Source organism: Methylobacterium symbioticum (assembly GCF_902141845.1).
In the GTDB taxonomy this organism is placed as follows: domain Bacteria; phylum Pseudomonadota; class Alphaproteobacteria; order Rhizobiales; family Beijerinckiaceae; genus Methylobacterium; species Methylobacterium symbioticum.
The window spans coordinates 1-13,214 of record NZ_CABFPH010000133.1; the positions used below are offsets into that span (position 1 = coordinate 1).

General features: G+C 74.1%; 14 protein-coding genes. 6 read left to right on the plus strand and 8 right to left on the minus strand.

Annotated features, from left to right (window positions below):
* Positions 1 to 509 precede the first annotated feature (509 nt).
* Positions 510 to 875: a hypothetical protein gene (locus tag MET9862_RS25865; RefSeq protein WP_142585837.1), complete on the plus strand. Its 366-nt coding sequence runs from the start codon at positions 510 to 512 to the stop codon at positions 873 to 875.
* 67 nt (positions 876 to 942) lie between these two features.
* Complete coding sequence (gene copM, locus MET9862_RS25870) at positions 943 to 1,344, plus strand: CopM family metallochaperone (RefSeq protein WP_142585838.1); 402 nt, start codon at positions 943 to 945, stop codon at positions 1,342 to 1,344.
* A gap of 113 nt (positions 1,345 to 1,457) precedes the next feature.
* Here the strand turns inward: copM and MET9862_RS25875 are convergent, their stop codons facing one another.
* Positions 1,458 to 2,090, minus strand: a complete 633-nt coding sequence (locus MET9862_RS25875) for an alpha/beta hydrolase (protein ID WP_142585839.1) — start codon at positions 2,088 to 2,090, stop codon at positions 1,458 to 1,460.
* A 57-nt stretch (positions 2,091 to 2,147) separates the two neighbouring features.
* Positions 2,148 to 3,074, minus strand: a complete 927-nt coding sequence (locus MET9862_RS25880) for a ring-cleaving dioxygenase (RefSeq protein WP_142585840.1) — start codon at positions 3,072 to 3,074, stop codon at positions 2,148 to 2,150.
* Between the two features lie 124 nt (positions 3,075 to 3,198).
* Here MET9862_RS25880 and MET9862_RS25885 point away from each other — a divergent pair, with 124 nt between their 5' ends.
* Positions 3,199 to 4,113, plus strand: a complete 915-nt coding sequence (locus MET9862_RS25885; RefSeq protein WP_142585841.1) for a LysR family transcriptional regulator — start codon at positions 3,199 to 3,201, stop codon at positions 4,111 to 4,113.
* Positions 4,114 to 4,176: 63 nt separating this feature from the next.
* Here the strand turns inward: MET9862_RS25885 and selD are convergent, their stop codons facing one another.
* Positions 4,177 to 5,223 (minus strand): selenide, water dikinase SelD, encoded by a 1,047-nt coding sequence (selD, locus tag MET9862_RS25890; RefSeq protein ID WP_142585842.1) that lies wholly within the window; start codon positions 5,221 to 5,223, stop codon positions 4,177 to 4,179.
* Positions 5,224 to 5,628: 405 nt separating this feature from the next.
* Here selD and MET9862_RS25895 point away from each other — a divergent pair, with 405 nt between their 5' ends.
* From MET9862_RS25895 to MET9862_RS25905, 3 genes are read left to right on the plus strand one after another with little or no spacing between them, the layout of a single operon-like run.
* Positions 5,629 to 6,558, plus strand: coding sequence for a putative selenate ABC transporter substrate-binding protein (locus MET9862_RS25895; protein ID WP_142585843.1), 930 nt, complete (start codon positions 5,629 to 5,631; stop codon positions 6,556 to 6,558).
* A gap of 4 nt (positions 6,559 to 6,562) precedes the next feature.
* The gene (locus MET9862_RS25900) at positions 6,563 to 7,252 is read left to right on the plus strand and encodes an ATP-binding cassette domain-containing protein (RefSeq protein WP_142585844.1); all 690 of its coding nucleotides are present in this window, start codon (positions 6,563 to 6,565) and stop codon (positions 7,250 to 7,252) included.
* Entirely contained in the window at positions 7,249 to 8,781 is a 1,533-nt protein-coding gene (locus tag MET9862_RS25905; RefSeq protein ID WP_142585845.1) for a PhnE/PtxC family ABC transporter permease, read from the plus strand. Before MET9862_RS25900 ends, MET9862_RS25905 begins: the two co-directional genes overlap by 4 nt.
* Positions 8,782 to 9,984: 1,203 nt before the next feature.
* Here the strand turns inward: MET9862_RS25905 and soxA are convergent.
* The 5 genes from soxA to MET9862_RS25935 form a co-directional block, all read right to left on the minus strand.
* On the minus strand, positions 9,985 to 10,767 hold the full coding sequence (gene soxA, locus MET9862_RS25915; RefSeq protein ID WP_142585847.1) for a sulfur oxidation c-type cytochrome SoxA: 783 nt from the start codon (positions 10,765 to 10,767) through the stop codon (positions 9,985 to 9,987).
* A gap of 6 nt (positions 10,768 to 10,773) precedes the next feature.
* A complete protein-coding gene (locus MET9862_RS25920) occupies positions 10,774 to 11,094 on the minus strand; it encodes a thiosulfate oxidation carrier complex protein SoxZ (protein ID WP_142585848.1) in 321 nt (106 codons plus the stop codon).
* A gap of 4 nt (positions 11,095 to 11,098) precedes the next feature.
* A complete protein-coding gene (locus tag MET9862_RS25925) occupies positions 11,099 to 11,551 on the minus strand; it encodes a SoxY-related AACIE arm protein (RefSeq protein ID WP_142585849.1) in 453 nt (150 codons plus the stop codon).
* A complete protein-coding gene (gene soxX, locus MET9862_RS25930) occupies positions 11,548 to 11,979 on the minus strand; it encodes a sulfur oxidation c-type cytochrome SoxX (RefSeq protein WP_244612914.1) in 432 nt (143 codons plus the stop codon). Before soxX ends, MET9862_RS25925 begins: the two co-directional genes overlap by 4 nt.
* 10 nt (positions 11,980 to 11,989) lie before the next feature.
* A partial coding sequence (locus tag MET9862_RS25935; protein WP_210248133.1) for an NAD(P)/FAD-dependent oxidoreductase occupies positions 11,990 to 13,214 on the minus strand: 1,225 nt, incomplete at its 5' end.

Consider the following 13,214-nt stretch of genomic DNA (forward strand, 5'->3'; position numbering starts at 1 on the left):
GGCCTGCTGCGCCGCCGGCCTGATCGCCGGGATGGACGGCCTGCCACCCCCCTCCGGCCGCCCCGAACGCCTCCGGCCGACCGACCGGCCCGCACCGCCCGCGCGGGCGCCCGAGGCCCTGCCCGAGCCGCCGCGACCGGCGGCCTGATCCGGACTCCGCTCGATCGGAGCGGGCTCCGTATCACCGAGCCCGCGCGGCGTCCGAGCGAAGCCCAGATCCGCCATCCCGGAGGGATCAACCGGATTGGGTCTGAGACGTCGTCCGTCCGTTCCGGCTCCGGCACGCCTCTCTGCGCAGGGGCCTGACCGACCCGCTTCACGGCCGCGACCGTTCCGGATCCGTCCCGTCCCTCCCCCGAGCGGGAGAGGCGGCGCATCGCGCCTGAGCGGGCGCGATCTCCTGCCCCGTTCCGTCGCGGCCCCGCATCGGCCGCGGCTTCCCCCCTCACGGCCGATGCGGCGCGCGCCCTAGCGCGCGGCCGGCCCTGTCCGCACGGATTCCCTCCCCGATGATCCCGAGATGTGTCCTGGCCGGCCTGCTCGCCGGCTCCGTCATCGCCACCCCCCTCCAGGCCCACGAGGTCGCCGGCAGCCGCGGCGGCCGGGTCGCCGATGTCGGCCGCTACCACGCCGAGCTCGTCGCCGCGGGCGAGGCGGTGGAGGTGTTCCTGTCCGAGGGCGACCGGGCGCTGCCCGCCGCCGGCTTCAAGGGCACCGCGATCCTGGTCGTGGACGGCAAGCCCGCCCGCGTTCCGCTCAGCCCGGCGGGGGACCGCCTCGCCGGACGCGCCCCCGCAATCCTCGGGCCCCATCCGAAGGGCGCCGTTCAGATCACCGCGCCGGACGGCAGCACCGCGAGCGGCCGCCTGCCCTGAAGTCCTCGCCCTGATCCCTCGCCCCGATCCCTTCGCAGCACCGATTCCCTCACCCCAGGACCGACCGATGAAGACCCTGACCCGAACCCTCTGCGCCCTCGCCCTCCTCGCCGGCCCGGCTCGGGCCGAGACCGCCCCGATGCACGATCACGCCGGCCACGGACACGGCCATGCCGGGCATGACGCTGCCGCGCCGGGCACCGCGGACAGCCCGGCGACCCGCGACTTCCGGGACGCCGCCGCGGCCATGCACAAGCAGATGGACATCCGCTACACGAACGACGTCGATGTCGATTTCGTGCGCGGCATGATCCCCCATCACCGGGGCGCCGTCGCCATGGCCCGGATCGCCCTGCGCCACACGAAGGACCCGGAGGTCCGGGCGCTGGCCGAGGGCATCGTGGCGGCCCAGGAGCGCGAGATCGCGCAGATGCAGGCCATCCTGAAGCGCAAGGGCGCGACGGAGTAAGTCCCGGGGATCCCGAAGGGACGAGTCCCTTCGGCGGGGTGCCGGGGCAGCGCCCCGGCCTCCCGGGCTCCGCCCGGACCCGCGAAAGGGATGATCCCTTTCGAAACCCGGACTCAGGCGGCGCGGTCCGTCGCGTCGGCGGCGAGCCAGCTGCGCAGCAGCGTCACGTCGGCCTGGCCGAGGCCGTGCCCGGCAGGCAGGGTGCGGTGCTCGACCCGGGCACCGGCCCGGGCGAGCTGGCCGGCGAGCGCCTGCGCGTTCGCGGCCGGCACGATCGGATCCAGGGCGCCGGACAGGATCAGCACCGGCTTAGCCCCGAGATCCGTCTCCGGCGGCTCGGCCAGCGGCACCATCGCCCGCACCAGGGCGGCGCCGGCCAGCGCCTCCGGCCGCAGCAGCAGGGTCGCGGCGGCGATGTTGGCGCCGTTCGAGAAGCCGAGCGCCACCGGGGCCGGCAGGCCGTAGGCGGCGCGCGCCTCGGCGACGAACCGGGCGAGGTCGTCCACGCGGGCGCGCAGGTCCGCCTCGTCGAACACGCCCTCGGCGAGGCGCCGGAAGAAGCGCGGCTGGCCGTGCTCCAGCACCTGCCCCCGCGGCGCGAGCAGGCTCGCCCCCGGTGCCACCGCACGCCCGAGCGGCAGCAGGTCGGTCTCGTCGCCCCCGGTGCCGTGCAGCAGGAGCAGGGGCGCCCGGGCCCGGTCGGTGCCGGGCTCGAAGCGGTGGATGAAGGACAGGGTGGCGGACATGGCGGAGCACTCCGTGCGAAAGGGGCCCGCCCCCGTGACGGGGGCGGGGATGCAGGGTCAGGCGACGGCGGGCAGGACCTCTTCGATCTGCCGGCGGTGCGGCTCGAGGAAGGCCGGCAGCTTGAGGGCGCCGCCCAGCGCCTCCACCGGCTCGTCCACGGCGAAGCCGGGCACGTCGGTGGCGATCTCGAACAGCACGCCGCCGGGCTCGCGGAAGTAGACCGAGCGGAAGTAGTTGCGGTCGCGCTGCTCGGTGACGTGGAGGCCGTGCTCCCGCGTCAGCGCCTCGGCCATCGCGCCCTGCGCCGCGTCGTCGGCGGCGCGGAAGGCGATGTGGTGCACCGAGCCCGCGCCGGGCCGCCCGGCGAGGAAGCCCCCCACCGCCCGGATCGTCACGAAGCCGCCCGGCACCGCGCCGCTGGCGAAGCGCGTCGCCGCCCCCTCGCGGCCCTCCTCGCGGAAGCCGAGGACGCCCGTGAGGATCGCGGCGGTCCGCTCCGCCTCGGCGACGAGCAGCGTGACCCCGTGGAAGCCGCGGATTGCGTGCTCGGCCGGGACCTCATGGGTCCAGGCAGGGGCTTGACCGGAATCCTCCACGCCGACGAGGGCGAGCATCATCCCGTCGGGGTCGCGGAAGCGCAGGGTCGGCGCGCCGAAGACCGGGACGGGCGCCTCGTGGCGCACGCCCTGGGCGACGAGGCGGTGCGTCCACCAGCCGATCGAGGCGCGCGGCACCCGGAAGGCCGTCTCCGAGGTTTCGCCGATGCCGACCCGGCCCGGGGCGGCGTGGGCGATGGGGAAGAAGGTCAGGATGGTGCCGGGCGTGCCGGTCTCGTCGCCGTAATAGAGGTGGTAGGTGCCCGGATCGTCGAAATTGACGGTCTTCTTCACGAGCCGCAGGCCGAGCACGCGGGTGTAGAAGTCGAGATTGCGCGCGGCGTCCCCGGCGAAGGCGGTGACGTGGTGCAGGCCATGGGCGGTCATGAGGGGCCTCCGTTGCTCGCCCGGCGCTGCGATCGGCCGGGCCTCGTGCGATGACCGCAATCTGGCCCTTGCCTTGTCGTCACGAAATAGAAACGATGGAAAATCATCGTTTCTGAGAATGACCATGCGACTGCCGGATTTCGAGGCCTGGGCCGTGTTCGCGAAGGTGGCCGAGACCGGCTCCTTCGCCCGCGCCGCCAGCGATCTCGGCACCTCCAAGGCCACGGTGTCGAAGGCGGTGAGCCGGCTGGAGGCCCGCATCGGCGCGCGGCTGTTCAACCGCACCTCGCGCCGCCTCGCCCTGACCGAGGCCGGCCGCGCCGCCAAGCTCTCGGCCGCGCGCATCCTGGCCGAGGGCGAGGCGGCGGAGGCCGAGGCCACGGAATCGGCCGCCCTGCCCCGCGGCCGGGTGCGGCTCGCCGCGCCGATGTCCTTCGGCGTCGCCCATGTGGCGCCGCACCTGCCCGCGTTCCTGGCGGAGCACCCGGAGGTCTCGGTGGACCTGCACCTGTCCGACGCGGTGGTCGATCTCGTGGGCGAGGGCTTCGACTTGGGGCTCCGCATCGCCGACCTGCCCGATTCCTCCCTGCGGGCGCGCCGCCTCTGCCCGATCCGCCGCTCGGTGGTGGCGGCGCCCGCCTATCTCGACCGGCACGGGCGGCCGCGGCATCCGGCCGACCTCGCCGGCCAGGCCTGCCTTGGCTACGCCTACTTGCCGAGCGCCGACCGCTGGCGCTTCCAGGGGCCGGACGGGGCGGAGACCGCCGTGACGGTGACGGGGCCCCTGCGGGCCAACAACGCCGACGCCCTGAGCGCGGCCCTGCGCGCCGGGCTCGGCCTCGCCGTGCAGCCGGACTTCCTGATCTGGGACGACCTGCAGGCGGGCCGGCTGGAGCGGGTGCTGACCGATTGGGCCCTGCCCCCCATCGCGCTCCACCTCGTCACGCCGCCCGGCGAGCCGCGCCCCGCCCGCACCACGGCGCTCGCCGGCTTCCTCACCCGGGTGCTCGGCGCGGCGCCCTGGGCCCACGGCGATTGAGGGCCGGGGCTCTGCCCCGGCGCCCCGCCAAAGGGATGATCCCTTTGGGATCCCGGACCTGGGTCAGGCGACGCGGACGCGCGGCGGGCCGGCTTCCGCGCGCCCGATCAATGCGGCCTGCGCGAAGCCGGCCGCCCGGATCCGCGCCAGGACGGCCTCGGCCGCCTCCGGGGCGCAGGCGACGAGGAGGCCGCCCGAGGTCTGCGGGTCGGTCAGCAGGTGGCGGCGCCAGTCGGGGACGCCCTCCGCGAGGTCCACCGCCTCGCCGAAGGCGGCCCAGTTCCGGTGCGAGGCGCCGGTGACGTAGCCGTCCTTGGCCAGGGCCTCGGCCGCGGGCAGGAATGGCAGGGCGTCGGCCTCGATCGCCAGCGTCAGTCCGGCGCCGCGGGCGATCTCCAGCCCGTGGCCGAGGATGCCGAAGCCGGTCACGTCGGTCATCGCGTGCACCGCCGGGTCCTGCGCGAGCTCGGGCCCGACGCGGTTGAGCCGGGTCGTCGTGGCGATGAAGTCGGCGTAGCCGCCCTCGGGCAGGCTCTCGCGCCGGATCGCCGCCGAGTAGATCCCGACGCCGAGCGGCTTCGTCAGGATCAGCGCGTCGCCGGGCCGCGCGTCGGCGTTGCGGCGCACCTCCTCGCGGCGGCAGGTGCCGATCACGGCGAGCCCGTAGATCGGCTCGGGCGCGTCGATCGAGTGGCCCCCCGCCACCGGGATGCCGGCCTCGGCGCAGAGGCTCGCGCCGCCCTTGAGGATCGCGGCGACCATCTCGGGCGGGATCTTGCCCACCGGCATGCCGAGGATGGCGAGCGCCAGGATCGGGCGGCCCCCCATGGCGTAGACGTCCGAGATCGCGTTGGTCGCGGCGATGCGCCCGAAATCGTGCGGGTCGTCCACCATCGGCATGAAGAAGTCGGTGGTGGCGATCACGCAGGTGCCGTCGTCGAGCGCCCAGACGGCGGCGTCGTCCGCGGTCTCGTTGCCGACGAGGAGCCGCTCGAACGGGCCCGCCGCCGGCTGCTCCGCCAGCAGGCGGCGCAGCACCGCCGGGTCGAGCTTGCAGCCGCAGCCGCCGCCATGGGCGAGCGTGCTGAGACGGACGGGCGCGTCGGGCATGAAGATTCCTCGCGGAGGGCGTGGTCGTTCGCCGGCACCTGTGATGTAACGGACCGCGCCGCGGAGGCCATCCTGCCCGGCGCGTCCTGTGAAGGATTGCCGCGCCCCGGCACGAAGGCGGTGCGGCCGAGCCGTCCGACGGCTAGAGCACGCGCCGATTGGATTGCCCCGCAATCCAATCGGATCACGCGTTCTCTATCAATGGGTAGAGACGGATTCACCGATCAGGTCGGAGCAACCTGATCGGATCCGGCTCTAGAGCGCTCTCCGCCGAAGTGGATGCCGGTTCGGCGCAAGAGAGCGCGTTACAACAAGGGCTTAGAGCCGTTCCCGATTGCAGCGCGATCGGGAACGGCTCTAGGAAGGTTCAGCCGCCGGTCGGGCGGAGCGCGTCGGAGGGATGACATGCGCAGGCGGATCCGGGGTCTCGCGGGGGCGAGCATCCTCTTGGGCACCCTTTTGGGGCTCTCCGGGCCGCAGGGGGCCGCGGCCCAGGGGGCCAAGCCCTTCGTCTTCACCGGCATCCCCGACCAGGACGAGAGCCGCCTCGTCGAGCGCTTCGGCAAGGTCGCGACCTATCTCGAGGGCAAGCTCGGCGTGCCGGTGCGCTATATCCCAGTGAAGAATTATCCCGCAGCGGTGACCGCCTTCACCAACGGCCAGGTCCAGCTCGCATGGTTCGGCGGCTTCACCGGCGTCCAGGCCCGCAAGGCGGTGCCGGGCAGCCAGGCCATCGCCCAGGGCGCCGAGGACGCGGCCTTCAAGACCTACCTCATCGCCAACGCCGCCACCGGCCTGGCCAAGGGCGCTGACTTCCCCAAGGACGCCGACTTGCCCAAGAGCGCCGACTTGCCCAAGGGGATCGCGGGCAAGACCTTCACCTTCGGCTCGCGCGCCTCGACCTCGGGCCGGCTGATGCCGGAATACTTCATCCGGCAGGCCTATCCCGGCAAGACGCCCGAGCAGGTCTTCGAGCGGGTCGGCTTCTCGGGCGACCACAGCCGCACCATCCAGCTCGTCCAGTCCGGCGCCTTCGCGGTGGGCGCGGTCGACTATTCCGTGTGGGATCTGGATACCAAGGCCGGCAAGGTCGATCCCAAGGCGGTGTCGGTGATCTGGGAGAGCCCGACCTTCCCCGACTACCAGTGGACCGTGCGCGGCGATGTGGACGCCGCCTACGGCGCCGGCTTCACCGAGCGGCTGAAGGCGGCCCTCGTCGGGATCACCGATCCGGCGATCCTCGAGCCCTTCGGGCGGACGAAGTTCATCCCCGTGACGAACGCGGCCTACGCGCCGCTGATCGAGGTCGGCCAGTCCACCGGCCTGCTCGACTGAGACCGTGCGCGCGCCCGTCATCCGCCTCGCCGACGCCGCGGCCGCCTATGACGGGCGCCCGGTGCTGCGGGGCATCGACCTGACGATCCGGGCGGGCGAGCGCGTCGCGCTGATGGGCCGCTCGGGCGCGGGCAAGTCGACGCTGATCGGGCTGATCCACGCCGAGGCGGCCGAGCGCGTCGCGCTGGTGCCGCAGGCCGCCGCCCTGGTGCGGACCCTGTCGGTCTTCCACAACGTCTATATGGGCCGGCTCGACCGGAACCGGACCGCGCACAACCTGCGCAACCTCGTCTGGCCGGCCCGGGCCGATCTCGACGCGGTGCAGGCCGTGCTCGCCCGCGTCGGCCTGGCCGACCGGCTGCGCGAGAAGGCCGGCGCGCTCTCGGGCGGGCAGCAGCAGCGCGTCTCGGTGGCCCGCGCCCTCTACAACGGCCGCCCGATCCTGCTCGCCGACGAGCCGGTCTCGGCTCTCGACCGGGTGCAGGGCGGCCTCGTCCTCGCCGAGCTGGCCCGCACCCACGAGACCCTGGTGATGGCGCTGCACGACGTCGCGCTCGCGCTGGCCCATGCCAGCCGCATCGTGGTGATCGAGGCGGGCCGGATCGTCCTCGACGCGCCCGCCGCCGCTGTCGATGCGGCGGGCCTGCGCCGCTACTATCGGGACGAGCCCGCGGGCGCGGACGACCCGGCGTGAGGGGGCTCGCCCTTCCCCGGCCCGGCTATGCCGCGGTCAGCCGCTGGTTCCTGGGCCTCGGCCTCGCCGCCCTGCTGCTGGCCGACCTCCACGTCACCAGCCTCGACCCCTATGCCGACCTGATGCGCCTGCTCGGCGGCCTCGTGCGGCCGGACGTGCTCGCGGTGGAGGGGACGAGCATCCTCTACACGGTGGCCTTCGCGGTGCTCGGCGTCGGGCTCGGGGCGGGCGCCGGCTTCCTCCTCGCGATCCCCTTCGCGCGCTCCCGCACGGTGCGGATCGCCTGCGCCTTCCTCCGCGCGGTGCACGAGCTGTTCTGGGCGCTCCTGCTGATGCAGGTCTTCGGCCTCTCGGCGACGACCGGGATCCTCGCCATCGCCCTGCCCTATGCCGGCATCTGCGCCAAGGTCTATGCCGAGATCATCGAGGAGGCCGACCTCGCGGCCCTGCGGGCGCTGCCCCCGGGCACGGGGGCGGTCTCGGCCTTCGCCTATGCCCGCCTGCCGGAGGTGGCGGAGGCTTTGCGCGCCTACACCCTCTACCGCTTCGAATGCGGGATGCGCTCGACCCTGGTGCTCGGCTTCATCGGCCTGCCGACCATGGGCTTCTACCTCGAATCGGCCTTCCGCCAGGGGCGCTACGGCGAGGCCGGGGCGCTGCTCCTCGCCTTCTACGCGCTGATCGGCACAAGGCGGCTCTGGGTGCGGGCGCGGACCCTGCCGCTCCTCGCCCTCGGCGCCGTCCTCGCCCTGCCCGCGACCGTCGGCACGACCGCGATCGGGGCGAACCTCGCCCGCTTCCTCGGCCACGACATCGTGCCGGCACCGGTGCGCGGCGCCTCGCTCCTCGTTCCCGAGAGCTGGGCGGCCCTGTGGGCGTGGCTCCGTCCGATCCTCTGGACCCAGATCCTGCCGGGGGCCGCGCAGACCCTGGTGCTCGCGCAGGTGGCGCTGGTGGCGACCGCGCTCGGGGCGCTCGTGCTGTTCCCCCTGACCGCGCGCCACTTCGCCGGGCCGCTGGCCCGCCCCTTCGGCCGGCTGCTCCTGGTGACCCTGCGCTCGACGCCGGAATACATGCTGGCCTACGTGGCCTTGCAGCTGCTCGGGCCCTCGATGCTGCCGGCGATCCTGGCCCTGTCGATCCACAATGCCGGCATCGTCGGCTACCTGCTCGGGCGCCACGCCGACGCCCTGCGCTACCGCCCCGACGCGCCGCGGGGCCTCGACCTCTACGCCTACGAGACGGTGCCGCGGCTCTACGGCCAGTTCCTGGCCTACCTGCTCTACCGCTGGGAGATCATCCTGCGCGAGAGCGCGATCTTCGGCATCCTCGGGGTGGCGACGCTCGGCTTCTACGTGGACGCGGCCATCGCGGAGCTGCGCCTCGACGTCGCCGCCGTGCTGATCCTCGCCACCGCGCTGCTCGCCATCGCCGTCGACACCCTGTCGCGGGCCCTGCGCCGCAGCCTGCGCATCGCCGACCTGCCGGTGCGCCTCTCGGCCGCGCCACCCGCCACCCCGGCCGCCTGAGCGGGCCCCTCGCGGGCTTTCCGGAACCGCGTCTCCCTCCCCGAGGATCCCGGGCCTGCCCGAGAGCCGTCGGGAGAGGGACAGGGTGAGGATCGAGATTTTTCAGGAAAGGGCGGAGCCGCCTCGCCGTTGCGACCCCTCCGGATCGTTCTCAGCCCTCACCCCAACCCTCTCCCGAACGGGAGAGGGGGCCCACGCCTGATCTGGACACCGGTGAACCGCTGGAACCGCGCCCTCCCTCCCCCCTCTGCGGGGGAGGGTGGCCCCTGCGTCAGCAGGGGTCGGGTGAGGGGTGCGACGGTGCAGAGCGAGGCGGTGGCCGTCACGTCTGCGCAGCCTCCTCCGGATGCCGGGTTCAAACGCTGGAACCGCGCCCTCCCTCCCCCCTCTGCGGGGGAGGGTGGCCCCTGCGTCAGCAGGGGACGGGAGAGGGGTGCGACGCGGCCGGATCGCGCTCGGCATTGACGCTGGGCCTCCTCCGGCGGCCGGGGTCCCCTCTCCCGCCTCACTCCATTCGGCACCCTCTCCCGCAGAGGGGAGAGGGAGAGCGCGTCGCGGCAGGGCGAAAAGACCTGCCATAAGACAAAAAGCTTGACAGGCGAGAACAAAACACGTACATCCCGGCCACGCGCTGTCCCGCGGCGCGACGGGTCCTGCAACCCGCCGCGCCGCGCGCAGGGAGCCCGGGCCGCATGACCACGGCCCGTGCCAGGACAGCGCGGCGGTTCCCGCGTCGCCGGCCGGTCAGCCGGCGCCCCGGGCGCCTCTGCGCGACACAGGGCCGTTCTCGGCGCCAGCCCGGATCAACAACGGGACAGCCCCGATAGTCCGGCCTGCACAGGTCGTTGGAACCGATGCCGGGCCCAATACGAGGTCCGGTGCACGACGCTTCAAGTCTGCCGGGGTGAGGCTGGGCGAGCCGGGCAACGGCGCTACGCAGTCCGCCACGATCGGGGTCGATGCAGGTGAGCAAGAGACCGCGACGCTAAACGGACGAGGCCGGCCACACGCGGCCCCCTCGTCCGCGGGACGCCGGGGAGCTCGGTATCCGTACGCACACGTTTTGGGTTCCGCGGCGTCCCGCGTCTCCCGCTCCAGCCAAGCCTCCGGTGTCAGACGACGCGCGGAGCCGAAACCGCGTGGGGTCCCGGGTGTCGAGAGGGGTCACCCCTCTCGCGGGGCCGGGCAGAGCCCGGAACCCGCTCAGGGCCGCACCGCCGGGGTCTCGACCGGCAGGGGTGCGGCGCGCTGCATCAGGTAGAGGGCGAGCGCCGTCGCCTCGGGCGAATCGGGCGCGAAGGGCTCGGCGCGCATGCCGGCGAGGCAGTTGCGCAGGCGGCGCTGCAGGGAGCCGAGCCCCTGCCATTCGAGGCGGTAGAGCGGGTAGCCGGTCGGGTGGCCCTGCGGGATCGGGGCGGCGCCGAGATGCCGGCCCCAGTTCGCGTCGTGGCAGCCGGCGCAGGAGAAGCGGAGCTGCCCGAGGGGGCGCTCGAACAGGGCGCGGCCCGCCGCGCGGGCGGGGGCGAGCCGGGGATCGGCGGGCGGCGCGATCGGCAGGCCCCGCGACTGGTTCGCGACAAAGGCGGTGAGCGCCAGGAGGTCGCGGCCCTCGCGCGGCAGGGGCGCGGCGCCCTGGTGGCGGCTGCGGCAGAGGTTGATCCGGCCCTCGAGATCGATGGGGCGTGCCTCGGCCGTGTCCCAGGCCGGATAGCGCGCCGCGACCCCGCGCAGCGCGCCCGTCTCGTGGCAGGCGGCGCAGGCCGGCGCCTCCGGGCTCGGGGCGCGCGCGAACAGGTCCGCCCCGTCGCCGACCCAGAGCATGCCGGGATTGGCCGCGTCGTCGGCCTGCATGGCGCGGGTCTCCGGCGCCATCTGGTCCAGGCCGGAGCGGCGCTCGGAGACGGGAATCTCCTGGATCGGGATCTCCTGCGCGGCGGCGAGACCGGCGAGGAGCAGGAGGACGCCGGACACAGCGAGGCCGCGCATGGTGGTTCAGGTGACGGTGAGCGCGACGTCCTGGCTCTGCGAGAAGCCGTTATCGCCGCTCCAGGTGAAGCGCAGCGTGCCGCTCGCCGTCGCGAGCGTGGTGAAGGTGAGGTAGGGGTTCGCGGCCGAGGCCGGCGACAGCTCGGCGCGGAAGATCTCCGCGCCGTCGTAGTGGCAGACGAACTCCGTGATGATGTCGCGCGGCCTCAGGCGCCCGTCGGGGCCCGGCCGGTAGCCGGTCTCCATCGGGTGCGAGATCAGGGTCTTGATCTCGATGACCGAGCCGGCCGGCGCGGTCTTCGGCATGTTGATCAGGGCGCGTGCCATAGGATCAGCCCTCCACGCAGGCGGCGAGCGTCACGATCGCGTCGGCGCTCGCCGACCAGTAGCGGCCGTCGCTCATCTCGGCGATCGCGGTGATGCGCTGCGAGTCGGCGAGCCGGATCCGGGTGGCGACGGCGGCGCGGCCGGCGCGGGGGCCGAGATGCAGGGTGACCACGTGCGGCTGCGGGTTCTTCTCGTTGAACACGCCGATGCGGCGGACATGGTCGGCCGCGCTCATCGGGCTCTCGACCGTGATCGACAGCGGCACGGTGTTCCCGTTCTCGACGAGCGGGGGCATGTCGAGGCCGACCCGGCCCGGATTCACCGGCGCGCCACCGGTGAAGCGGCGGATCGCCTCGGCGGTCGGCTCCCGGTCCGGGCGCAGGCTCGCCGCCGCGACCGGGCGCAGCAGGACGAGGCCGAGGCCCCCGGCGAGGACGGCGCGGCGGTCCGGGCTCATCGCGGCGCCTCCGGCCGCAGGGTCAGGAGAAAGGCGATCACGTCCTCGATCTCGTCGGCGTCCAGGACCGGGCGGTCCACCCAGGCGGCGCCGACCCGCTCGGCGCCCGCGGCCCGGTAATACGAGGGCATCAGCGTGCCCGGATTCAAGGCGCGGCCGTCCACGAGCCGCAGGCGGAGCTGCCCGGCCGCGAGCCGCGCCCCGACGCCCGAGAGGTCCGGCCCGAGATCGCCCGCCGGGCCGGCGCCGAGGCCGGCATGGCAGAGGGTGCACAGGCCCTTGCGCGGGTCGAGGGCGATGGCCCGGCCCCGGTCCGGGTCCCCCGCCGCCCCGCCGAGGGCCGAGGGAATCGCGTCGCCCTCGATCCGGTACGGGGCCAGGGCCGTCTGGCCGAGGGCGACGAGGATGGCGAGGAGATGGGGCCGCATCCGGGCGGCCTCATCCGAAGACCGCATGCGAGACGGTGCGGAACCAGTCCTCGCCGTAGGCCGCCTCCCGGTGGCGCACCTCTGCGGGGGCGTCGAGCGGGCTGGTGCCGCCCGCCCCTACCACGTCGGCGAGCACGCCGTTCTCCGGGTGGTACACGCCCGCCACCGAGATCCCGTCATCGGGCGCCACGAGGCTGTAGCAGGTGTTGATCAGCTTCGGCACGGCGGGCTCCCGGCCGGCCAGCAGGTCGATCACCGCCTCGGCGCAGACCTTCCCTTGCGCATTGGCCGAGAAGGCGGATTTCGGCATGGCGCCCGCGATCGCCGCGTCGCCGATCACGTGGATGCCGGGCGTCAGGCGCGATTCGAAGGTGACCGGGTCGATCGGGCACCAGCCGCTGCGGTCCGCGACGCCCGCCGCCGCGGCGATCGGGGCGGCGCGCTGGGGCGGGATGATGCAGGCGACGTCGGCTTGGTACTCGGCGAAGTCGGTCCGGACGGTGCGCGTCTTCGGATCGACCGCGGTGACCTGCCCGCCCCCGGCCAGCGGCACGTATTCGAGGTGGTCCGGGTAGAGCCGCGCCCAGGCCGCCTCGAACAGGCGCTGCTTCGAGAAGGTGTCCTTGGCGTCGAGCACGATCAGCTTGGAGCGGGGCTTCCGGGTCTTCAGGAGATAGGCGATCAGGCTCGCCCGCTCGTAGGGGCCGGGCGGGCAGCGATAGGGATTGCCCGGAACGCCGAGCACCACCGTGCCGCCGTCCGGCATCTCGGCGAGCTGGCGGGCGAGGCGCTCGGTCTGCGCGCCGGCCTTCCAGGCATGGGGCATGATCTCGGCCGCCGCCGCGTCGTAACCCGGCAGCGCGTCGAAGCGCAGGGCGATGCCGGGCGACAGGATCAGGCGGTCGTAGGGCAGCGTGCCGCCGTCCGCGAGCCGGACCTGCCGGGCGGCTCCGTCGACCGCGACGGCTTCGGTGCGGGCGAGCGTCAGGCCGGCCCGCGCCAGGCCCTCGTAGCCGAAGACCTGGAGGTCCATCGGCCGCAGGCCCGCGATCACCGCGTTGCTCATCGGGCAGGCGATGTAGTGCTCCGCGGGCTCGACCAGGGTGACGGCGAGGTCGGCCGCATGCAGGGCGCGGGCGGCGGTGGCGCCGCCGAAGCCGCCGCCGACCACGACGACGCGGCCCTTGGCGGCCTCCTTGGCCCCCTGCGCCAGCGCCGGCCGCGCGAGGGTCGCG